At 63.0% G+C, this 21,064-nt stretch carries 19 protein-coding genes and 1 tRNA gene; 10 read left to right on the forward strand and 10 right to left on the reverse strand.

Features of this window, described 5'->3' with window-relative positions:
* The 5 genes from ACR30Z_RS00930 (at position 1) to ACR30Z_RS00950 (ending at position 4,134) form a co-directional block, all read left to right on the forward strand.
* Entirely contained in the window at positions 1-873 is an 873-nt protein-coding gene (locus ACR30Z_RS00930; RefSeq protein WP_434370975.1) for an FAD:protein FMN transferase, read from the forward strand.
* Complete coding sequence (locus tag ACR30Z_RS00935) at positions 870-2,372, forward strand: FAD-dependent oxidoreductase (protein WP_434370976.1); 1,503 nt, start codon at positions 870-872, stop codon at positions 2,370-2,372. The genes ACR30Z_RS00930 and ACR30Z_RS00935 overlap by 4 nt, the downstream gene beginning before the upstream one ends.
* Before the next feature lie 105 nt (positions 2,373-2,477).
* Positions 2,478-2,550: transfer RNA gene (locus tag ACR30Z_RS00940), tRNA-Arg, on the forward strand.
* A 184-nt stretch (positions 2,551-2,734) separates the two neighbouring features.
* Positions 2,735-3,751 carry a M4 family metallopeptidase gene (locus ACR30Z_RS00945; protein WP_434371373.1) on the forward strand — a complete coding sequence of 339 codons (1,017 nt, stop codon included), beginning with the start codon at positions 2,735-2,737 and terminating at the stop codon, positions 3,749-3,751.
* Between the two features lie 80 nt (positions 3,752-3,831).
* Positions 3,832-4,134: a protealysin inhibitor emfourin gene (locus ACR30Z_RS00950; protein ID WP_434370977.1), complete on the forward strand. Its 303-nt coding sequence runs from the start codon at positions 3,832-3,834 to the stop codon at positions 4,132-4,134.
* 41 nt (positions 4,135-4,175) lie between these two features.
* On the opposite strand, the gene ACR30Z_RS00955 is transcribed toward ACR30Z_RS00950, so the two are convergent.
* On the reverse strand, positions 4,176-5,144 hold the full coding sequence (locus ACR30Z_RS00955) for a GlxA family transcriptional regulator (protein ID WP_144649825.1): 969 nt from the start codon (positions 5,142-5,144) through the stop codon (positions 4,176-4,178).
* An 81-nt stretch (positions 5,145-5,225) separates the two neighbouring features.
* Here ACR30Z_RS00955 and ACR30Z_RS00960 point away from each other — a divergent pair, with 81 nt between their 5' ends.
* The 3 genes from ACR30Z_RS00960 (at position 5,226) to hrpA (ending at position 10,512) form a co-directional block, all read left to right on the forward strand.
* A complete protein-coding gene (locus tag ACR30Z_RS00960; RefSeq protein ID WP_014922190.1) occupies positions 5,226-5,396 on the forward strand; it encodes a hypothetical protein in 171 nt (56 codons plus the stop codon).
* Between the two features lie 171 nt (positions 5,397-5,567).
* On the forward strand, positions 5,568-6,560 hold the full coding sequence (locus tag ACR30Z_RS00965) for a helix-turn-helix transcriptional regulator (protein WP_144649827.1): 993 nt from the start codon (positions 5,568-5,570) through the stop codon (positions 6,558-6,560).
* Positions 6,561-6,573: 13 nt separating this feature from the next.
* Positions 6,574-10,512 (forward strand): ATP-dependent RNA helicase HrpA, encoded by a 3,939-nt coding sequence (gene hrpA / locus ACR30Z_RS00970; RefSeq protein WP_434370978.1) that lies wholly within the window; start codon positions 6,574-6,576, stop codon positions 10,510-10,512.
* An 83-nt stretch (positions 10,513-10,595) separates the two neighbouring features.
* On the opposite strand, the gene ACR30Z_RS00975 is transcribed toward hrpA, so the two are convergent.
* Genes ACR30Z_RS00975 through ACR30Z_RS00985 form a run of 3 tightly spaced genes read right to left on the reverse strand, consistent with a single transcriptional unit; the run spans position 10,596 to position 13,068 of the window.
* Positions 10,596-11,024 carry an HIT family protein gene (locus ACR30Z_RS00975; protein ID WP_434370979.1) on the reverse strand — a complete coding sequence of 143 codons (429 nt, stop codon included), beginning with the start codon at positions 11,022-11,024 and terminating at the stop codon, positions 10,596-10,598.
* Positions 11,021-12,172: an NAD(P)-dependent alcohol dehydrogenase gene (locus ACR30Z_RS00980; protein WP_434370980.1), complete on the reverse strand. Its 1,152-nt coding sequence runs from the start codon at positions 12,170-12,172 to the stop codon at positions 11,021-11,023. The genes ACR30Z_RS00975 and ACR30Z_RS00980 overlap by 4 nt, the downstream gene beginning before the upstream one ends.
* Positions 12,169-13,068, reverse strand: coding sequence for a sulfurtransferase (locus ACR30Z_RS00985; protein WP_434370981.1), 900 nt, complete (start codon positions 13,066-13,068; stop codon positions 12,169-12,171). The genes ACR30Z_RS00980 and ACR30Z_RS00985 overlap by 4 nt, the downstream gene beginning before the upstream one ends.
* A 72-nt stretch (positions 13,069-13,140) precedes the next feature.
* Here ACR30Z_RS00985 and ACR30Z_RS00990 point away from each other — a divergent pair, with 72 nt between their 5' ends.
* The gene (locus ACR30Z_RS00990; protein ID WP_144649838.1) at positions 13,141-14,223 is read left to right on the forward strand and encodes a PLP-dependent cysteine synthase family protein; all 1,083 of its coding nucleotides are present in this window, start codon (positions 13,141-13,143) and stop codon (positions 14,221-14,223) included.
* Here ACR30Z_RS00990 and ACR30Z_RS00995 read toward each other — a convergent pair.
* The gene (locus ACR30Z_RS00995) at positions 14,220-14,873 is read right to left on the reverse strand and encodes an MBL fold metallo-hydrolase (protein ID WP_144649840.1); all 654 of its coding nucleotides are present in this window, start codon (positions 14,871-14,873) and stop codon (positions 14,220-14,222) included. The two genes, ACR30Z_RS00990 and ACR30Z_RS00995, sit on opposite strands and share 4 nt — an antisense overlap.
* Positions 14,874-14,967: 94 nt before the next feature.
* Here ACR30Z_RS00995 and ACR30Z_RS01000 point away from each other — a divergent pair, with 94 nt between their 5' ends.
* Positions 14,968-15,435, forward strand: a complete 468-nt coding sequence (locus tag ACR30Z_RS01000; RefSeq protein WP_144649842.1) for a Fur family transcriptional regulator — start codon at positions 14,968-14,970, stop codon at positions 15,433-15,435.
* Here the strand turns inward: ACR30Z_RS01000 and ACR30Z_RS01005 are convergent.
* The 5 genes from ACR30Z_RS01005 to ACR30Z_RS01025 all read right to left on the reverse strand — a co-directional run bounded on the left by ACR30Z_RS01005 (position 15,432) and on the right by ACR30Z_RS01025 (position 20,818).
* Positions 15,432-16,322, reverse strand: coding sequence for a metal ABC transporter permease (locus ACR30Z_RS01005; protein WP_434370982.1), 891 nt, complete (start codon positions 16,320-16,322; stop codon positions 15,432-15,434). The genes ACR30Z_RS01000 and ACR30Z_RS01005 overlap by 4 nt on opposite strands.
* The gene (locus ACR30Z_RS01010) at positions 16,323-17,186 is read right to left on the reverse strand and encodes a metal ABC transporter ATP-binding protein (RefSeq protein WP_244296649.1); all 864 of its coding nucleotides are present in this window, start codon (positions 17,184-17,186) and stop codon (positions 16,323-16,325) included.
* Between the two features lie 103 nt (positions 17,187-17,289).
* Positions 17,290-18,291, reverse strand: a complete 1,002-nt coding sequence (locus ACR30Z_RS01015; protein WP_144649846.1) for a metal ABC transporter solute-binding protein, Zn/Mn family — start codon at positions 18,289-18,291, stop codon at positions 17,290-17,292.
* 107 nt (positions 18,292-18,398) lie between these two features.
* On the reverse strand, positions 18,399-19,469 hold the full coding sequence (locus tag ACR30Z_RS01020) for a hemolysin family protein (RefSeq protein WP_144649848.1): 1,071 nt from the start codon (positions 19,467-19,469) through the stop codon (positions 18,399-18,401).
* Entirely contained in the window at positions 19,466-20,818 is a 1,353-nt protein-coding gene (locus ACR30Z_RS01025) for a hemolysin family protein (protein ID WP_144649850.1), read from the reverse strand. Before ACR30Z_RS01025 ends, ACR30Z_RS01020 begins: the two co-directional genes overlap by 4 nt.
* Positions 20,819-21,064: the final 246 nt, after the last annotated feature.

The following is a 21,064-nucleotide window of genomic DNA, read 5'->3' on the forward strand; positions in this document are numbered from 1 at the left end:
ATGCCGCACCCTGGCTGGAGCAGCTTCAGCTTCGAAGGGATCGGTACGCAGTGGGAAATTTCGACGCCGGAGGTGCTGGCTCCCACTGTCAGTCACCAACTGCTTCAGACAGTCGCAGCGTACGACGCGACGTGGTCTCGGTTCCGGCAGGATTCGCTGGTCTCCGGTCTGTCCCGGGGCCCTGGGAGCATCACGCTTCCGGAGCACGCAGTGGCCCTCCAAAGCCTCTATTCGACGCTCTATCGACTCAGTGACGCCGCCATGACCCCACTCATTGGCAGCAGCCTCGAACGGCTGGGTTACGATGCCGGCTACACCCTGAAACCTTCGGGCAACCCCGAGGCTGCGCCGCGGTGGGAAGACGTCCTGGAGTGGTCCGGCACACAGCTGACCGCCAAGGAGCCGCTGGTCCTGGACATCGGTGCCGCCGGAAAAGGCCAGCTCGTGGATCTCCTGGGCGAAGTCCTGCGCGCCTCCGGGCACAGCGATTTCCTGGTGGATGGCAGCGGCGACATGCTGCATGCTGGAAGCCAGCCGGTCACCGTGGCGTTGGAGCACCCCTACAACCCCAAGCAAGCCATCGGCACCCTGGAATTGCAGAATTCTGCACTGTGCGCGTCGGCTTCGAATCGGCGTGCATGGGGTGACGGGCTGCACCATGTCCTGGATGGCACCACGGGCAAGCCCATCGAAACCACAGTGGCGACGTGGACCTTGGCTGCGAGCGCCATGGTGGCCGATGCCTTGGCCACGGCCATGTTCATGATGGAACCTTCCTCGTTGGAGGAGGACTTCGATTTCTCGTGGCTCAGAGTGTCCTCAAATGGCGCTGCCACGTTTTCGAGGCGTTTTGAGGGGAGACTGTTCACATGATTGCCGCTAAGTCCCGACTGGACACCTGGCTGGGCCGCTTCACCATGTACCGTCTGGTCCTCTGGGTATTGGGCGTGCTGGTCGCCTACAGCATGCTTCTGAACGTGTTGGGGTGGCTGACCTTCGGGCTTCCCCAAATGCTGGCGCATCTGGCGCTGTGCCTGGGCGTCACTTATGCCTCCAACCGCCTTCTCGCTGTGGTGTTCCGGGTCAAGCCGCACACGGAGTCGTCGCTCATCACCGGGCTGCTGCTCTACTTCCTGTTCTGGCCTACCTTCGGAGCCACTGACATGGCGGGCGTGGCCTTGGCTTGCGTGCTGGCAAGTGTTTCCAAGTACGCCTTGGCGTTTCGCGGACGGCACATCTTCAATCCTGCCGCGGCCGGTGCGTTCATAACCGGCCTGACCGGGCTGAACATCGCCACGTGGTGGGCAGCCACTCCGGCGATGCTGTGGCTCTTGGTGCCCGGTGTGCTGGCTGTCCTCTACCGCACCCGAAAACTGCTCATGGCCGGGGTGTTCCTGGCGGCCTCCACGAGCATCATCACCATTGAGCTTCTGGGCCGCAGCATGACCTTTGGCCAGGCCTTGTGGCAGTCGCTGGCGCAGCGGCCGCTCCTCTTCTTCGTGGGCTTCATGCTCTCGGAGCCCCTCACCCTGCCTCCGCGCCGCTGGCAACAGTTAGCGCTTGCCGCCGTCGTGGGTGTTGTTTTTGCTGTTCCTTACAACTTTGGCTTCGTGGCCAACTCCCCCGAACTGGCACTCCTGCTGGGCAACCTCGCCGCGTTCTTCCTGGGACAGCGCGGCGGAGTGGAATTGACCTTCAAGGGTTCGCGCGCCCTCACCCCCGGCAGCACGGAATTCAGGTTCGAACCGCAACGGCCGGTCCGTTTCGCCGCCGGCCAGTTCATGGAACTCAACCTTCCGCATTCCAGTTCCGACGGCAAGGGCCGCCGGAGGGTCTTCAGCATCACCAGTGCCCCCGGCGCGCCGGAGGTAACTTTCGGCGTCGGTACTGCAGAGCCCTTGTCGACGGCCAAGAAGGCTCTCCTGGCACTTCGCCCTGGGGACAGCGTCTCGGCGACGGCTGTTGGTGGGGACTTCCTGTTACCGCACGACGCCGGGAAGCCGGTCCTGCTGATAGCCGCAGGCATCGGGATCACACCTTTCTTGTCGCAACTTGCAGCCGACGGCACCGCCCGCGACACCGTGGTGCTGTACCTGGCGAAGGGGCGCGACGAGTTGGCCTGCGTTGAGCAGCTGGAAGCATCGGGAGCAGCGGTCATCGCAAGGCTCGCCGACGGCTCCACTCCCCCGGAATTCATGATCGACGCCGGCTCGTCCCGGATCGATGCAACACGCCTCAAGGAGCTGGTACCGGATATCGCGGACAGGGAAGTGTTCGTCTCAGGTTCGCCTTCGAGTGTTGAATCCCTGCGCGCTGCTGCACGTGGGGCGGGAGCCCGGCGGGTCCATGTGGACTCGTTTGCCGGGTACTGACTCGCTGCTGACCAGTACATACGTCCGCCGCGCCGGGTTTTCCTTTGCGGCGCAGTGGCTGCTAAGCTCTAGGACGTCCCACCGGCAACGGAGGGAACCCTGGATGCCCTCGTAGCTCAGGGGATAGAGCGTCTGCCTCCGGAGCAGAAGGCCGTAGGTTCGAATCCTATCGAGGGCACAATGAATACCCCCGCCAGTCCTGCTGGCGGGGGTATTTTTGTCTGCCGGATTCCGACTATCAGTTCAAGGCTTGCCGGGTTCACCGCGCAATATTGTCCGTCCTTGCTCCTAGGCTGATCCCAGTTGGTCTTAGTCGATAGCCAAAGGGGTTTGCCGTGATTTGCTCCATCGTCCCGCCTTACATGCTGCGCCGGATTGCCGCCCAGAACGAACCCCGGCTGCGGGCCGTTGCCCGGGCCGCCAAAGAGTCCCTCCTGCACATCAAGGACCTGCAGGCCATCCGCACGGCTCCGATTCCCCCGGCGCCGCCCAGTGCCCGGCAAGCCAAGCCAGGGCCGCCGCAGCGGACCATCTTCGACGCCGAGTCATCGGAAAACCTCCCTGGCCGCGTCGTGCGCAAGGAGGGTGCGCCACCGGTTGGGGATACCGCCGCGGACGAAGCTTATGACGGCCTGGGAAGCACGCATCGCCTGTACGGGGAGATCTTCGGCCGGGATTCCATCGATGACGCCGGTCTTGCCCTGGATGCCACCGTCCACTACGGAACGCTCTATGACAACGCCTTCTGGGATGGGAGCCAGATGGTTTTCGGCGACGGTGACGGCCAAATCTTTCAACGCTTCACCAAGTCCGTCAGCGTGATCGGCCACGAACTGGCCCACGGTGTCACCCAATACACGGCCAACCTGGCCTATCGGAACCAGGCAGGGGCGCTCAACGAGTCAATGTCTGACGTTTTTGGGGTCCTGGTTGAGCAGTATCTGAAGCAGGAATCCGTTGAGCAGGCGAGTTGGCTCATTGGCGAGGGCCTCTTCACCGATCAAGTCCAGGGTGCGGCCCTTCGCTCCATGAAAGCACCGGGCACCGCCTATGACGACGACGTTCTGGGTAAGGACCCGCAGCCCGACTCCATGGACACCTACGTGCGAACCAGTGCGGACAACGGCGGCGTGCACATCAACTCGGGCATTCCCAACCGGGCCTTCTACGTAGTGGCTGAAGAGCTCGGGGGAAAGGCGTGGGAGGCACCCGGCCAGATCTGGTACGGCACGTTGACCAGCGGAGCGCTCCCGGCGACGTGCACCTTCGGCAAGTTCGCGAAGACCACGGTTACGACTGCGGAAGAACTCTTCGGTGCCGGCTCACCGGAGCATGACGCCGTCCGGAAGGCGTGGGACACTGTGAAGGTCAAGGTTTAGTCAGGTGGCGGGACCGGACATCCACGTTTGGAACCCGCCAACTGACTGACGTGAGTAGGTGGAACGAGAAGCAGCCGGTCATGAAGATCACGGTCCAACGCAGTGGGGGCATCGCCGCAATGACGCGTGTCTGGAGCGTTGACGCTGTGTCCCCCGACGAGAAGGAGCGGTGGCTCCCCATTGTTGAGGCGTGCCCTTGGGACGAGGCCAAGGGACAGGCACGCGCAGCCAACCAGCCGGACCGGTTCATGTACTCCATCAGAGCCGGACAACGCCGCGCCACCCTGCCGGACCGCGCCGTCACCGGCCCCTGGCAGGAATTGGTCGAGTGCGCCAAGGCGGAGGGGTCAGAATCCCGCGGCCGCCTCGGCGGCCGACGCTGACGCAGCACCAACCCGACGCAGCACCAACCTGGCTCAGAGCCCTAGATAGCCTCGGCCAGCTGCCCCCGGAATGCCCGCCGGTAGCTCTGCGGGCTTGTATCCAGAACCCTGGTGAAATGGTGGCGTAGCAACACCGAGTGTCCAAACCCTGCCTCACGGGCGATTTCGTCGATATTCAGTTCGGTGGTCTCCAGGAGTTCCTGGGCACGAAGGACTCGTTGCGAGTTCAGCCAAGCCGCAGGAGTAGCACCGGTTTCGGCACGGAAGCGGCGCGCGAAGGTCCTGGGCGACATATGGAGGCGCGCAGCCAACTCGTTCACACTGTGTTCCTCGTCCAGGTGTTCCACCATCCACCGCAAGAGCGCTTCCATGGGCGCCGAGCCGCACGTGGGCATTGGCCTGTCGATGAACTGGGCCTGGCCTCCGTCGCGATGAGGCGGAACCACCATGTCTCGTGCGATCGCGGCCGCCACGTTAGCGCCAAGCTCCACCCGGACAAGGTGGAGGCAGGCATCGATGCCGGCTGCCGTGCCTGCGCTGGTGATGATGTTTCCGTCCTGTACGTAGAGGACGTTCTCATCCACGATGGCGGACGGGTACCGGCTGGCCAGGTCCTGCGAATAGTGCCAGTGCGTGGTGCAGCGCCGCCCGTCCAGCAGGCCGGCGCGGGCCAGTGCATAAGCCCCTGAACAGATGGACATCACCCAGGCGCCCCTGGCATGGGCTGCGCGCAAGGCATCCATCACCGATTCGGGGACCTCCTGGTCCCGGCCGAAGGGCGCCATGATGACGAGGTCGGCATCAGCGGCTGCTTCGAGGCCAAGATTTACGTGCAAGGACAAGCCGGACTTCATGCGGACGTCACCTGGCTCGGGGGTCACCACGCGGAAATCGAAAGCCGGAACTCCGGCGTCCCGGTCCGATCGGTCGATGCCGAAGACCTCGAAAGCCGTACCGAACTCGAAGACCGAGAAGTTGGGAACAACGATCACTGCCACTGATTTCAACATAGTTCCAGTGTGGCAGAAAATTATCTAAATGGGGCATTTCTGCCACTGTTTCTTAGTCGGTCACAGGAGCAGGCTTGAGACATGGAAATCTTCGGAATCATCCTCTTCATCGTCCTCATCACCGCCGTCGCCGCTACCGTCTCAGCCCTGTTGAAGGATGGCCGCGGACACAACCCGCCCATCAATTCCAAGGAACCTTGGAGCGCCTTCGATGCTCCGAGCAGCCCGTACTGGAACCCCCGCATTTACTAGGGGCATGCCAGGCCGCTGCAAGGTCCACCACGCCATATCCAACCGACGCCCGTCCGTTCAAGGAATTCTGCAGGATTCCCCGAACGGCGGGCGTCCCTATGTCCGGCGTAAGTGCCTGACGCAACGCCGCCCGGGACCCGCGCACAGGGCGCATAGGCTAGATTCACTTGCATGATCCAAACCTCTGCCCGGCTCCTCCAGCTGTTGTCACTGTTGCAGGTGCGTCGGGAGTGGACGGGACCTGCCCTCGCCGACCGCATGGGCGTGACAGAGCGGACCGTGCGTCGCGACATCGACAAGCTCCGCAACCTGGGCTACCCCATCCACGCCTCCCCCGGCATCGCCGGCGGCTATCAGCTGGGCGCCGGCGCCCAGTTACCACCCCTGCTACTGGACGACAATGAAGCACTGGCCGTCGCCTTGGGCTTGAATTCCGTAGCGGCGGGCCCCGTGGCGGGGATCGGCGAAGCATCGGTGCGCGCCTTGGCCAAACTCGAGCAGGTCCTGCCGTCCCGGCTGCGCCCCAAGTTCGCCATGTTGAAGGCCGCCGTCACTACCCTCCCCAGCAATGCGGCCACGGTCGATCCTCAGCAGCTGACCGTGGTCTCGGCCGCGATATCGGACCGACGCCAGATCTCCTTTGAATACGTAAAATCCGACGGCGACTCAGCACGAAGGCTCGTGGAACCGTACCGTCTGGTGGACACTGGCCGCCGCTGGTACCTGGTGGCCTGGGATGTGGATAGGGAGGATTGGCGAACCTTCCGCGCCGACCGCTTTGCGTCCTTACCTTCGGAACGCAAGAAATACACGCCACGGCCACTCCCTGCCGAGGACCTCGCGGCCTACGTGCAACAATCCATCACCCGGTCGCCTTACAGGTTCGACGTCGTGGTGCGGCTCCGCGCGCCCCTCGCCGAGGTGGCCGCCGTCGTCAGTTCCCAATACGCGACGCTGACGGCTGATGGTGCGGCGGCAACAATACTGAGGTCCGGGTGGGACAACCTGGCCGCACCGGCCGCGTACCTGGCCGCGCTGGACATGGACTTCGAGATCCTCGAACCCCAGGAATTCGCGTCCTACGCACTCGAACTCTCGCACCGGCTGAGTGCCGCAGCCCGGACCGTGACGGGCACAGCGGACGTGGGGCCCCAGCCACAGTAGACTGGCAGCAGCCATGACACTTCATATTTCCTACCCCGCAGAGCTGCCCGTCTCCGAGCGCCGCGAGGATCTGATGGCGGCCATCGCCGCAAACCAGGTGACCATCATTGCCGGTGAGACCGGCTCGGGTAAGACCACCCAGATCCCCAAGATGTGCCTCGAACTTGGCCTTGGAGAGAAGGGCCTGATTGGGCACACCCAGCCGCGCCGCCTGGCAGCCCGCACGGTTGCCGAACGCATCGCGTCCGAACTCGACGTCGAGATCGGCCAGGAGGTTGGCTTCCAGGTCCGCTTCACCGGCGAGGTCAGCGCGTCCACCAAGATCAAACTGATGACCGATGGCATCCTCCTGGCCGAGGTCCAGCGGGACAAACTGCTGCGGAAGTACAGCACCATCATCATCGACGAGGCACATGAACGCAGCCTCAACATTGACTTCATCCTGGGCTACCTCAAGCGCATCCTCCCCCAGCGCCCGGACCTCAAGGTCATCATTACCTCGGCCACCATCGATCCCCAACGCTTCGCCAAGCACTTCGGCAGCGAGGAAGATCCCGCGCCGATCATCGAGGTTTCCGGACGTACCTACCCGGTGGAGATCCGATACCGTCCGCTGTCCCAACCCGCCGGCGCGGATGAGGACAGCTCGGACGATGAACTTGAAGAGGACCGCGATCCCCTGGATGCCGTCTGCGATGCCGTGGACGAACTCGCCAAGGAAGCTCCGGGCGATATCCTCATCTTCTTTTCCGGCGAGCGTGAGATCCGTGACGCCGCAGAGGCCATCAACGGCCGGATCCAAACCAACCGGCGGCTTGCCGGAACCGAAGTCCTGCCGCTCTTTGCCCGGTTGAGCCTCCAGGAGCAGCACAGGGTCTTCAATCCCGGCGGCAAACGACGCATCATCCTGGCCACCAACGTGGCGGAGACGTCCCTGACCGTCCCCGGCATCAAGTACGTGATTGATACCGGAACCGCGCGCATCTCGAGGTACTCGCACCGGACCAAGGTCCAGCGGCTTCCCATTGAACGCGTCTCGCAGGCCTCGGCCAGCCAGCGCTCCGGGCGCTGCGGGCGCGTGTCCGAGGGCATCGCCATCCGCCTCTACTCCGAGGAGGACTTCGAGTCGCGGCCGCAGTTCACCGATCCGGAAATCCTCCGGACCAATTTGGCCGCGGTCATCCTGCAGATGACCGCCATGGGCGTTGCCCGCAGTCCCAAGGATGTAGAAAACTTCCCGTTCGTGGAACCCCCGGATTCCAGGGCCATCAACGACGGCGTCACGCTCCTCCGCGAACTCGGCGCCTTGAGCTCGCCCAAGTTCGGGGACGCCCAGGGTAACGGCCGCGGCGGCAGTGGCCTGACCGCCGTCGGGCAGAAACTTGCCCAACTGCCGGTGGACCCGCGGCTGGGCCGCATGATTGTGGAGGCCGGCAAGCGTGGCTGCGTCCGCGAAGTCATGATCCTGGCAGCTGCCCTCACCATTCAAGACCCACGGGAACGGCCTACGGACAAGCAGCAGCTTGCCTCGGAAAAGCATGCTCGTTTCCGGGACGAGCTCTCGGACTTCACCGGTTTCCTGAACCTGTGGAACTACCTCCAGGAAAAGCAGCGCGAGCTGTCCTCCACGCAGTTCCGCAAACTGTGCCGCAACGAGTTCATCAACTATCTGCGCGTCCGCGAATGGCAGGACCTCTTCACGCAGCTCAGGCAGCTCGCCAAGCCGTTGGGCATAGCGCTGGACAACAAGCGGGAGGCCGATCCCGTAGGGAACTACGAGGGTATCCACATCAGCTTGCTGTCAGGCCTGCTGAGCTATATCGGGCTCCTGGATGAGCGCAAGCGCGAATATGCGGGCGCCCGCGGCAGCCGTTTCGCGATCTTCCCCGGTTCGGCGCTGTTCAAGAAATCACCAGCGTTCGTGATGGCCGCAGAGCTTGTGGAGACCAGTCGTCTGTGGGCCCGTGTTGCTGCCAAGTTCGATCCTTTGTGGGCGGAACAGGTTGCCCCGGACCTTGTGAAGCGGTCCTACAGCGAACCGCATTGGTCGTCGCGGCAGGGCGCCGTCATGGCCCATGAAAAAGTCACGCTGTACGGCGTGCCGATCATTCCCAACCGCCGGGTCAACTACGGACGCATCGATCCTGAACTCTCACGGGAAATGTTCATCCGCCATGCTTTGGTGGAAGGGGAGTGGAAAACGCACCATAAGTTCTTCCACCGAAACCGCGCTTTGCTCCAGGAAATCGAAGAACTCGAGACCCGCATGAGGCGGCGGGACATCCTGGTGGACGACCAGACCCTGTTCGAGTTCTACGACGCGCGAGTGGGCAAGGAAGTGGTCTCCGAGAGGCACTTTGATAAGTGGTGGAAGGACGCCCGCCACTCGGATCCCACCCTGCTGGATTTCGACCAATCGCTCCTGATGAGCGAAGACGCCGAGGCTTTGGATGACTCCGCGTATCCGAAGACGTGGCTCCACAAGGGCTTCGAACTCCCCCTGACGTACGAGTTCCACCCCGTGGCACCCGGCTCGGCTCCCAATCCGTCCGACGGCGTCACCGCTGAGGTTCCGGTGCTGTTCCTCAACCAGTTGGATGACGCCCCCTTCCGCTGGCAGATTCCGGGTCAACGGGCCGAGCTGGTCACGGCGCTGATCAAATCGCTGCCCAAGCAGGTTCGTAAGAACTTTGTGCCCGCCCCGGACGTCGCCCGGCAGGCAACTGCCGCCCTGGAAACGGACTTCGACCCCGCCACTGACGAGCTCGAAGCCTCCTTGGAACTGGTCCTGCGCCGCCTCCGCGGGCACGTCATTCCACCAGGATCATGGAACTGGGACGCAGTGCCGTCGCACCTCCGGGTCAGTTTCAAGGTGGTGGACAGCAAGGGCAAGGTGCTGGACGAGGGCAAGGACCTCGCCGCGCTCCAGGAAAAGTTGGCCCCGGCCACACGCCGCGCCATCGCCGAATCACTCGGCGCCACGCCGGCGACGACGACACGCGCCAAGAGTGGCAAGGGAACCAGCACGCCCAACGGCCAAACACCAACCCCCGGTGGCACTCCGACCGGTGACGGCGTACTCGCCGAGCGCAGCGGAATCACAGAATGGGACTTCGGCGTGGTGGAGCGCCAGGTCACCCGGACGGTCAAGGGGCATTCTGTTACCGGCTTTCCCGCCGTCGTCGATGAGGGCAAGTCCGTGGCCCTCCGGGTCTTCCAGACCCGGCCGGAGCAGGAAGCCGCCATGCGCGGCGGCGTCATCCGGCTTTTGGCATTGCGGATTCCCTCGCCCGACCGATACGTCCTGGAACACCTGAGCAACACGGAGAAGCTGACGTTCAGCCAGAACCCGCATGGCTCCGTGAGCGCCCTGATCGCTGATTGCGCATTGGCAGCCATCGACAAACTGGTTCCCCAGGATCTGCCCTGGGATAAGCAGGCCTTCGATGCGTTGTACGAAGTTGTCCGCGCAGAACTGATCGATACCGTCTTCACGGTGACGGCCGTCGTCGAACGGGTCCTGGCCAGCACCCGCAGGATCCAGAAGGAACTCAAGTCGAATGCGAGCCTGCCGCTGATCAGTGCGCTCAACGACATGAAGAGCCAACTGGAGCAACTGGTTTTCCCGGGCTTTGTGGCACAGACGGGCTATGCACAGCTCAGCCAGCTGCCACGGTATTTGCAGGCCATCGAGAAGCGGTTGGAAAAGCTTCCAGGGAACGTACAGCGCGACAGCTTGAACATGGGAATCGTGCAGGCCCTGGAGGATGACTACGACGACGCCGTTTCCGCGCTGCTTCCCGGACGCAGGGCAGGCGCCGAGTTAACCCGCGTGCGCTGGATGATCGAGGAGCTTCGGGTGAGCCTCTTCGCAGTTGAGCTGGGCACGGCCTACTCCGTCTCGGAGAAGCGCATCCGCACGGTGCTCAACCAGGCACTGGCCCCGGCTTAGCAAGCAGCAACGAGAAACCCGGCGGCGCTGATTCAGCACCGCCGGGTTAACTCGCTGCAAAGACCTTCACTTCCTGCAAAGACTCAGTCCTCCGGGATGGTGTTTCCATGACCGGCTGTGCGAAGCGCGGCACGAAGTTTCACCGCAGTGGCATCCATGACTGCGGGATCCGGGTTGTGATCCACGTTGTGGACCTCGAAGTCCGCAGTGGAGTAGGCGGGCCACACGTGCACGTGAAGATGGTCAACTTCGAAGCCCTCCATGAGGACCCCTACCCGTTTCGCATCGAACAGCTTCTCCTGGACCTTGCCGATGCTCTGGGCAACGTCCATGACCTTTGCCAGCAATTCCGGGCTGGCGTGCGTCCACGAGTCGACTTCTTCGCGCGGCACCACCAGCGTGTGTCCTTGGGTAATGGGCGAAATGGTCAGGAAAGCCACCACGTCCTCGTCCTTCCAGACGAAAAGCCCCGGGATGTCTCCGTTGATGATCTTGGTGAACAGCGTGCTCATGCGTCGGCCCTTTCTGATGGTTCTTGAAGCGTTGAGGTGTCCAGCACAAACCGGTACTTCACGTCTCCTGCCACCATGCGGTCGTAGGCCTCATTCAGTTGATCGGCGCCAACAACCTCGATGTCGCTGGCCACACCGTGCTCGGCGCAGAAGTCCAGCATTTCCTGCGTTTCCTCGATACCGCCGATCAACGAGCCCGCGTAGGCAAGGCGGCGGCGGATCAACAGTCCAGGACTGACAGGAGGCATGTCGTCGGCGGGGAGCCCCAGTTGGAAGAGCGCACCGTCCAGGCGGAGCGTCCGGAAGTAGGGATTGAGGTCATGCGGCGCCGCTACGGTGTCGATGATGACGTCGATGCTTCGGTTAGCCGCCTCCATGGCGTCGGCGTCCTTGGAGAGGACCACGTGGTCGGCACCCAGTCCGCGGGCGGCGTCGAACTTGGACTCCGAGGTGGTGAAGACGGTGACGTCCGCCCCCATGGCCTTGGCGATCTTGACCGCCATATGGCCCAGTCCCCCCAGCCCCACAACGCCCACGGAATCGCCCTCTTCGACGTCGAAGTATCGCAGTGGAGAGTAGGTGGTGATGCCGGCGCACAGCAGTGGCGCAGCGGCGGCCGGGTCAAGGGACTCTGGTACGCGCAGCACGAAGCGCCGATCAACCACCACCGACGTCGAGTACCCGCCCTGGGTGATCGAGTCGCCGTTGCGTGGGTCAATGGCGCCGTAGGTGCCGATGTTGCCCCGCTCGCAGTATTGCTCCAGCCCTTCCAGGCAGCTCTCGCATTCCCGGCAGGAGTCCACCAAACAGCCCACGCCCACGCGGTCACCGGGGGCGAAATCCTGCACTGCGGCTCCTACCCGGCTGACACGGCCCACGATCTCGTGACCGGGAACCAAAGGATAAGGAGGGACGCGCCACTCCCCACGGGTTGCATGCACGTCCGAGTGGCAGAGTCCGCAGAATTCAATGGCGATCTCCACGTCGTCCTCTTTGGGTGCGCGGCGTGCCACCGTCAGGGGTACCAGGCCACTGTCCGCAGAGGTAGCCCCAAATGCGGCAGCCAGCGTGGTCGCTGCTGGGGACTCACTGCTGTCAATCAGGATGGGTTTGGCCAAGGGTGGGGGCACGGGGCGTCCGGGTGTCATGCTCCGACGCTACTCCCGGCAGTCGTGCTTGTGCCACTTGGACCACCGGCGTCCCCTTCGAATGGCTCGCTTCCCACGGCCACGTCATTCGCATCATTGGTGGACCATTGCGAGAACGACCCCGGGAACAGCGCAGCGCGGTATCCCGCGATCTCCAAGGCTGCGATCTCGTGGGATGCCGTCACGCCCGAACCGCAATACACCGCAATATTGGACGATTCATCCAGTCCCAACTCCTCAAACCGCCGCCGCAACTCCTCCACCGGCAGGAAGGCGCCGTCGCTTGTGACATTTCCCGTGGTTGGAGCGCTGACGGCTCCCGGAATGTGTCCCGCCCGGGGGTCGATCGGTTCCACCTCACCCCGGTACCGCTCCCCCGCCCGGGCGTCCAGCAGGACTCCGTTGCGGTGCCACTGCGCAGCTTCCTGCTCGGTGATGGCCGGCATGCGGCCATCGCCCAAGGACACGTTCCCGACGCCGGGACGCACCTCGCCGGTCTCCACCGGGTAGCCGCTGGTACGCCAGGCGGCCAGGCCGCCGTCGAGCAGGTGAACGGACTCCACCCCGGCGTTCCGCAGCATCCACCAGGCACGTGCTGCGGCCATGCTGCCACTGTTGTCGTACGCGACAATGGTGTCGCCGTCGTTTATCCCCCACGAGCGCGCTGCGTCCTGGAAGCGATCCGGTGAGGGCAGGGGATGGCGTCCCAGGCCGGGCTGCGCGTGGTCGGCCAACTCTTCGGCGAGGTCCACGAAGACAGCACCGGGCAGGTGCCCGGCCAGGTATTCGCTGTGCCCGTCAGTCCTGCCAAGGACCCACCGGACGTCCAGCAATACCGTCCTTTCCCCTGATTCGACACGCTGGCGTAGTTCCGACGCAGTCATCAACGTGGCCATGGGTTCTCCCTTCATTCCGTCAGCTCGGGCTCCGTTGCTGCCGGCGCCCGCTTTCCAGCCTAGGCTTATCCAGTGAGCAATTCGTGTATTCAGGACAGGACCTGGGCCAGCGAGGCCATCCGCAAAATCGAAGCCGAGAACAACCGCTCGGCGGACACGCATCTTTATGCGGTTCCCCTGCCGGAGCACTGGGGTGTGCACCTGTACTTGAAGGACGAGTCCACGCACCGATCGGGCAGCCTCAAACATCGCTTGGCACGGTCCTTGTTCCTCTATGGCCTGGTCAACGGCTGGATCACGGAAGGCACCACCATTGTGGAAGCCTCCAGCGGAAGCACTGCTGTGTCCGAGGCCTACTTCGCCCGGCTCATCGGTTTGCCGTTTATCGCCGTCATGACCAAGACCACCAGCCCTGAGAAGATCGCCCTGATCGAGGAGTTCGGCGGCGCCTGCTTGCTCGTGGACCATGCTTCGGAGGTCTACGCCGTGGCGGAAGAGACAGCCAAGACGTCCGGTGGCTACTACATGGACCAGTTCACCTATGCCGAACGGGCCACGGACTGGCGCGGTAACAACAACATCGCCGAGTCGATATTCGAGCAACTCTCCTTGGAAGAGCACCCGGTTCCGGAATGGATCGTGGTGGGCGCCGGTACCGGTGGCACCAGCGCCACCATTGGCCGCTATCTCCGGTACAACCGCTACAGCACCCGCCTGGCCGTGGTGGACCCGGAAAACTCAGCTTTCTACCCGGCCTGGCGGGACGGCAACGCGGCCGCAGCCACCGGCTTGCCGTCCCGGATCGAGGGCATCGGCCGACCACGGTCGGAACCGAGCTTCGTACCCGCGGTGATCGACCATATGATCCAAGTCCCCGATGCCGCTTCCGTTGCAGCCATGCGCCACCTCCGGAAGCTCACCGGACTGCACGCCGGCCCTTCGACCGGCACCAACCTTTGGGGAGTCTGGCAGCTGGTCGCCCGGATGGTTTCCGAGGGACGGACGGGCAGCATCGTTTCGCTCATGTGCGACGGCGGCGATCGCTATGCGGGCAGCTACAACGACGCCGGCTGGCTGGCTGGGCACGGACTGGACCCGGAGCCACATGAAGCGGTTCTGGAACGCTTTCACGACACCGGCGTGTGGACAAGCTAGACCTCTACGGAATCCCGGGCTGCGAGCCGGGCGTAGCTGGTGCCATAACGTGCACCGATCCGGGTGACATGCCCCTCCACAATGCCGCGTCCCAGCTCGTTGAGCAGGCCGTCATGGACCGGGAAGGCCTTGGGGGCGCGGACTGAGATGACGAAGTCCACTACCTCGCCAATTTTGGACCACGGGGCATGGATGGGGACCAGGAGCGTTTTGACATCGATCCCGTCCGGGACCACAAAAGAGTCCCCGGGGTGGAACACGTTGTCATCCACCAGGTAACCGATGTTCGCCACCACCGGGATCTGGGCATGGATGACGGCATGCTGCCCACCGAAGGTCCGGATGCTGAATCCTGCCACTTCAAAGCCGGTGTTGGGCTCCACTGCGTGTACGCGGTCGGCGATATCACTGTTTTCCTTCAGTGCAGCAGCTACCCCGGCCGGAGCGTGGACCTCCAGCACAGTGTTGCTCCGCAGGGCTGCCGTCACCGCAGGACGGTCGATGTGGTCGTTGTGCTCGTGTGTAACAAGTACGGCGTGGGCCCCGCTCAGCGCCTCCTCCGATTCGGAGAATGTCCCGGGATCAATCACCAGGACCTTTCCTTCTTTCTCCAACCGGACACAGGCATGGGTGTACTTGGTGAGCTTCATGGGGACAGCCTATGGTCGCCCGCTGACAGTTTCCAACCTTGGCCTACTGGTAAAATTAGGCTTTGCCAGCATCCCCACGGAAGTGAGTCTTTCCATGCCACACGGCACCAATTCCGCCACGACCGCTCCCGCCGCGCCGGCCACCAGCGGCGTAAAGGAGCAGCGCGTCACCAAGCAACGCTTGGCCGTCAGCGCCGCCCTGGATGAATTGGATGACTTCGTCAGCACCCAGGAGCTGTACCGCCTGCTGCAGAACAAGGGCATTTCCGTGTCCTTGGCCACCGCATACCGCATCCTTCAGTCGCTGGCCGACGACGGACTCATCGATGTCCTCCGCAACGGTGAAGGCGAAGCTGTCTACCGTCGTTGCGCCGTCACCGGGCACCACCACCACTTGCTGTGCCGAAACTGTGGCAAGGCTGTTGAGGTGGAGGCTCCCGCCGTCGAGACCTGGGCGGCCCGCACGGCAGCCGAACATGGCTTCACCGAAGTAGCCCACACCGTGGAGATCTTTGGGCTGTGCCCCGAGTGCACTGCCAAGAAGGCCGCCGGGAAACTTTAGAGGGCCCCCGCGGGCAGGTCCCGCGACACGCGGCCGTTGAGGCCGCGATTGGCTCGGACCCGACCGATGATCCGGCACACCACGTAGATCAAGAAGGACAACGTGGTGACGTACGGGCTGATGGGAATCCGGCTTCCGAGTGCCAGGAGGATGCCACCCACTGTGGCTGTCATTGCGAAGGCCACACTCAGCAGCACCACGAGCCGGGGCGAGGTGGTCACCCTCAGGGCTGCTGCAGCCGGCGTAATCAGCAAGGCGAGAACCAACAGCGCACCCACGATCTGGATGGACAACGCCACGCTCACACCCAGCAGCACCATAAAGCCGATCGCCAGTCCACGGACGGGAACGCCCCGGGCTTCAGCCATCTCCGGGTCCACGCTGGCGAAGCTCAGCGGTCGCCATTTGGCCACCAGGGCGATCATCACCACCACCGCGGTCCCAGCCAGAACCTGTAGCTGAACGGTATCGACGGACACGATCTGTCCGGTCAACAGGCCGAACTTGTTCGCCGCACGGCCTTCGTACAGAGCGAGAAACAGGATCCCCAGGCCGAGCCCGAAAGGCATGATGACGCCGATGATTGAGTTCTTATCCCGCGCCCTCACCCCCATGAAGCCCAGCAGGACGGCCGCAGCCACAGAACCGATCAGGGAACCGAAGATGATGTCGGCACCGATCAGCAAGGCAAAAGCGGCGCCCGCAAAGGACAACTCGGAGATGCCGTGGACGGCGAAAGCGAGGTCGCGCTTCATCACGAACGTGCCAACCAGCCCGCCAAGAAGGCCCAGCACGGCACCGGCCCAGATGGAGTTTTGGACGAGGACCAGCAATTCGCCGTAGTTCTCGAAGTTGAAAATAGTCTGCAGTATGTTGGCCAGGTCCATTTAGAACTCCTCCCCGGCGGCTGCGTGGGCATCGTCATGGAAGTGCGTGGTGGCGTCTGGAAGACCCACGACGACGATCCTTCCGTTGGTATGGATGACCTCGACATGGCTGTCGTACAGTTCGGACAGGACTTCGGTGGTCATGACCTCTTGGGGAGTTCCGACACGGAACTGGCCCCCGGCCAGGTACAGCACACGATCCACATAGTCGATCACGGGATTGATCTCGTGCGTTACGAAGACCACGGCGCTGTTCCGCTCGTGGCACTGCTTGTTGATCAGCGAACTGACGCCCTGCTGATGATGAAGGTCAAGGGAAAGGAGCGGTTCGTCGCACAGGAGGACTTGTGGTTCAGTCGCCAGCGCCTGGGCAACCCTGAGCCGTTGCTGCTCACCACCGGACAGCTGCCCTACCGGCACCTTGGCGTAGTCCGAAGCGCCCACCTGCTCCAACAGGTCATTGATCCGCTGGTTGACACTACCGGACGAGACACGCATGCCCCAGCGGTGCCCGTCGATGCCCAAGCCCACCAGGTCGCGGGCGCGCAGGGGGGTGTCCGGTGCAAACGACTTTTGCTGCGGTATGTAGCCGATCCGCTTGCTTCCACGTTCCACCGGGTGGCCGCCCAGGGATACCGTTCCGGAGTGCAGTTCCTGCAGTCCGAGGAGGACCTTGAGGAAACTCGTCTTGCCGCTGCCGTTGGGCCCCAGGACAGCAAAGAACTCTCCCGGGTTGATGTCGAGGTCGAGATCCCGCCAGAGAGTCCTCTTGCCGAACTGCAGGCTGGCTCCGCGGAGGCTCACTACCGGTGTCAAAAGTTGTCCTCGATCCATGCGCTGCTGGGAACGCAGTTGTTGTGCCATTGGGGTTGGCGAGTGTCCTGGTGGCAGGCAAAAGGCCCCGCAGCCATCCTCAATATCTTAGGACGCTGACGGGGCCCTTCACCGCATACGGGGTGGGGAAACGCTACTTCTTCAGCGCGGAGGAGAGGGATTCCACGTTGTCGGTCATCCACTGGACATAGTCCTTGCCGTCCGGCAGCGTTTCCGTGAAGTTCAGGACCGGCACGCCGGCAGCTTCCGCAGCCCGCTTGACTGCCTCGGTCTGGGGGCCTTCGGTCTGCTCGTTGTAGGCAAGGAGCCGAACTGACTTGGCGCTGAGGAGGTCCGTGGTTTCCTTCAGCACAGCGGCCGGGACATCCGTCCCCTCTTCAATGGCGGCGCTGTAAGCCTCGGGCGTCTTGTTCTCCAGCCCGGCAGCTTCCAGGAGGTACAAAGGAACGGGTTCCGTGATGGCCACCGGAGCATGCTCGTTGCCCGCCTTTACGGCGTCAAGCTTTCCTGTCAGGTCAGTGAGCTTGGCTTTGAAGGCGTCGGCGTTGCTGGTGAAGGTTGAAGCCGAGGCTGCGTCCAGGCTGCCGAGCTTGCTTGCCACCGCATCGGCAAGCTTGCCCATCGTGTCCAGGCTGTACCAGACGTGCTCATTGAACTCGCCGTGGTTGTGCGTGTGGCCTTCTTCGCCGTGCGCCTCTTCGCTGTGGGCTTCCCCCTCGGGAGCGAGCCCGGAGATTTCCACGGCGCTGATCATGTTCTCGTGGCCGATCTTGGTCTCGTCGGCGATCTTGTGAAGAAACTCGTCATAGCCGCCACCGTTCTCCACCACGAGCTTGGCCTTGGAGATTACCAACTTGTCCTGGGCGCTGGCCTCGTAGGAGTGGGGGTCCTGGCTGGTTTTGGTGATGATGGCGTTGACGTTGACCTTGTCCCCGCCAACGGCCTTCACGATGTCCCCGTACACGTTGGTGGAGGTGACCACCTCGATGGCGCCCGGCGACGACGAACTATCAGCCCCGGCCGTGCCGGCACAGGAGGAAAGCAAGAGGGCGGCAAGACCGGCGGAAGCGGCCACGGACAGGCGGGCGGCGGAACGACGCACGAAGACCTCGGATCTACTCAAAATGAGAATCAAACACAATTATTGGCAGGTTCAAGTGTAACCCTAAATGGGAATGATTCCTATTAGACGCATCTGGCGCCGACCGGATTCGGTCGACGCCAGACTGCTTTCGCTGCGTTTTACTGCACCTGTTGACCGCCGTAGCGCCGAATCCCCGTCGCCTGAGTGGCATCGCGGATCTCACCAACCAGTTGCTCAATGACGTCTTCAAGGAACAAGACACCCTGGGTGTCGCCACCCGGACCGACGACGCGGGCCAGGTGGGAACCAGTGCGTTGCATGACGGACATTGCTTGCTCAATTTCGTCGTCCGGCGACAGGTTGGCAAGGGACCGGATACGACCCTCGGCGATCGGGTGCCTGCGCCCTTCGTCAGGGATGGACAAGATGTCCTTCACATGCAGATACCCGGCCAGTTCGCCGTCGTCGTCCACCATCGGGAAGCGTGAGAAGCCGGTACGGCTGACCGCCTTTTCCAGGTCCACCGGAGTGGAAGCCGTCTTGAGAACCACCAGCTTGTCCAAGGGGACCATGATGTGCGAGGCCGTGTGCTCTGAGAACTCGAGGGCACCGCTCAACAATCCCGTTTCGTCATCCACCAAGCCATGCCGCGTGGACTCCTGGACGATTGATTGCACCTCTTCCAAGGTGAACGATGAAGACACTTCGTCCTTGGGCTCAATCTTCATCAACCTCAGGATGTGGTTGGCCAGCCAGTTGAGGGACCAAATGATCGGGTTGACCACACGCGCGATGAACATCAACGGCGGCGCCAGCAGCAGGGCCGCCTTGTCCGCCACGGAAACCGAAATGTTCTTGGGAACCATCTCGCCAAAGGTGACGTGCAGGAAGGTGACGAACAGCAAGGCGATCGCAAAAGCGATGATGTCCGCGAGCTCCACCGGAACGCCCACCAATTCGAGGGGTTCAGCCAGCAAATGATGGATGGCAGGCTCGGCTACCTGAAGGATCAGAAGGGAACAGACGGTAATGCCCAATTGCGCGCACGCGAGCATCAGCGACACGTTTTCCATGGCACGCAGGGTTGTCTGCGCGCGCTTGGAGCCTGCCTCCGCCAGCGGTTCTATCTGGCTGCGGCGCGCGGACATGACCGCGAACTCGGCACCCACAAAGAAGGCGTTGCCGATCAGCAGCACGACGAGCCAGACAATTCCTACCCAGTCGTTCATACGGCACCTGCTTCATTGCGCGCGTTGCCGGCGTCCGCCGGAGACGACTCATCGGTCTCCACATGATGGAAACAAATCCTGTCGATCCTCCGGCCATCCATCCTGGTCACCGTCAGCGTGCCGCCCACCGTGTCCACAACGTCGCCGGCTTTGGCAATGCGGCCAAGCTGACTCATGACGTAGCCACCCACAGTTTCATAGGCGGATTCGTCGGGAACAGTGAGGTTGGGGATCTGCTCGGACACTTCGTCCGGCCGCAGGAGCCCCGGGAAGTACCAATCCCCCGAGGCACTTTGCAGCACGCCTGGGCGGACTTTGTCATGCTCGTCAGAGACTTCACCGACGATCTCTTCCACCAGGTCTTCGAGCGTCGTAATGCCTGCGGTGCCACCATACTCATCAAGCACGACGGCGAGTTGCAGGTTGCCTTCACGCAATTCGGACAGGAGCGCGTCCAGGTGGATGGTCTCGGGGACCTGCAGGACATCGGTCATGATCGCTCCGGCTTGGAGTTTCGCCCGACGCTCCGCGGGCACAGCCACAGCCTTCTTGACGTGGACCACGCCGCGGATGTCGTCCGTGGAATCACCGATGATCGGGAAGCGGGAGTATCCCGTCCGTCGGGCGGCGTCCAGGATGTCAGCCACTGGCTGGTCGGCGTCGATCGTTTCCATGCGAATACGGGGCGTCATCACGTCGGCTGCTGTGCGACCCGAGAAGTTCAGGGTGCGCGCAACGAAGTTGGCCGTACCGGCATCCAGGGTCCCAAGCTCGGCGGACCTGCGGACCAGGGAAGCAAGCTCGGCCGGGGTCCTTGCCCCGGAGATCTCTTCCTTGGCTTCGAGCCCGAAGAGGTTCAGGACCTTGTTCGAGAAGCCGTTAAGCACCACGATGGCCGGCTTGAAAACCGCAGTGAACATCAGTTGGGGACGTGCCAGGCGTTTCCCCAACGGAAACGCAAGGGCAATGGCCATGTTCTTGGGAACCAACTCGCCGATAAGCATCGACAGGAGCGTGGCAAAAGCCATGGCCACAATCAACGCGACGGAGTGAACCACCTCGGGCGGGAGGCCCAATAATCCGAGGGGCCCAATAAGCAACTGCCCCACGGAGGGTTCCATCACGAAACCCGTCAACAGTGTTGTCAGCGTAATGCCAAGCTGGCAACTGGAGAGTTGGGTGGAAAGCGACTTGAGGCACTTCAGCAGCGGGGCTGCAGCGTGGTCGCCGTTGTCGACTGCCCGCTGGACGCTTGCTTGGTCCAGGGCAACGAGGGAAAACTCAACTGCTACAAAGAAGCCGGTGCCGAGAATCAGGGCAAAACCGGCCAGGAGAAGAATCCATTCCACCTAGCGCATCACTCCAAGGGTGGGCGCGTGCAAGGGGCTTGGTGCCTTCGGCTGGGGAATTCGCCCCGGCGGAGGCTGGTCGGGCGCCGCTGACGCATGGTCTGCGGCACCACCGGCTATAAGCGCCGGCGCGGGATGGGCATGTGAACGGGTATTGCCGGCTCGACGGGCGCGCTGTGCGGAGTTGCCATATTGGCTCCCCCGACAGTTCCCAGGCCGGCACCTAGATTTACTGTCCATAAGGGT

It is taken from the genome of Paenarthrobacter sp. FR1 (assembly GCF_051106045.1).
In the GTDB taxonomy this organism is placed as follows: Bacteria; Actinomycetota; Actinomycetes; order Actinomycetales; family Micrococcaceae; genus Arthrobacter; species Arthrobacter nitroguajacolicus_A.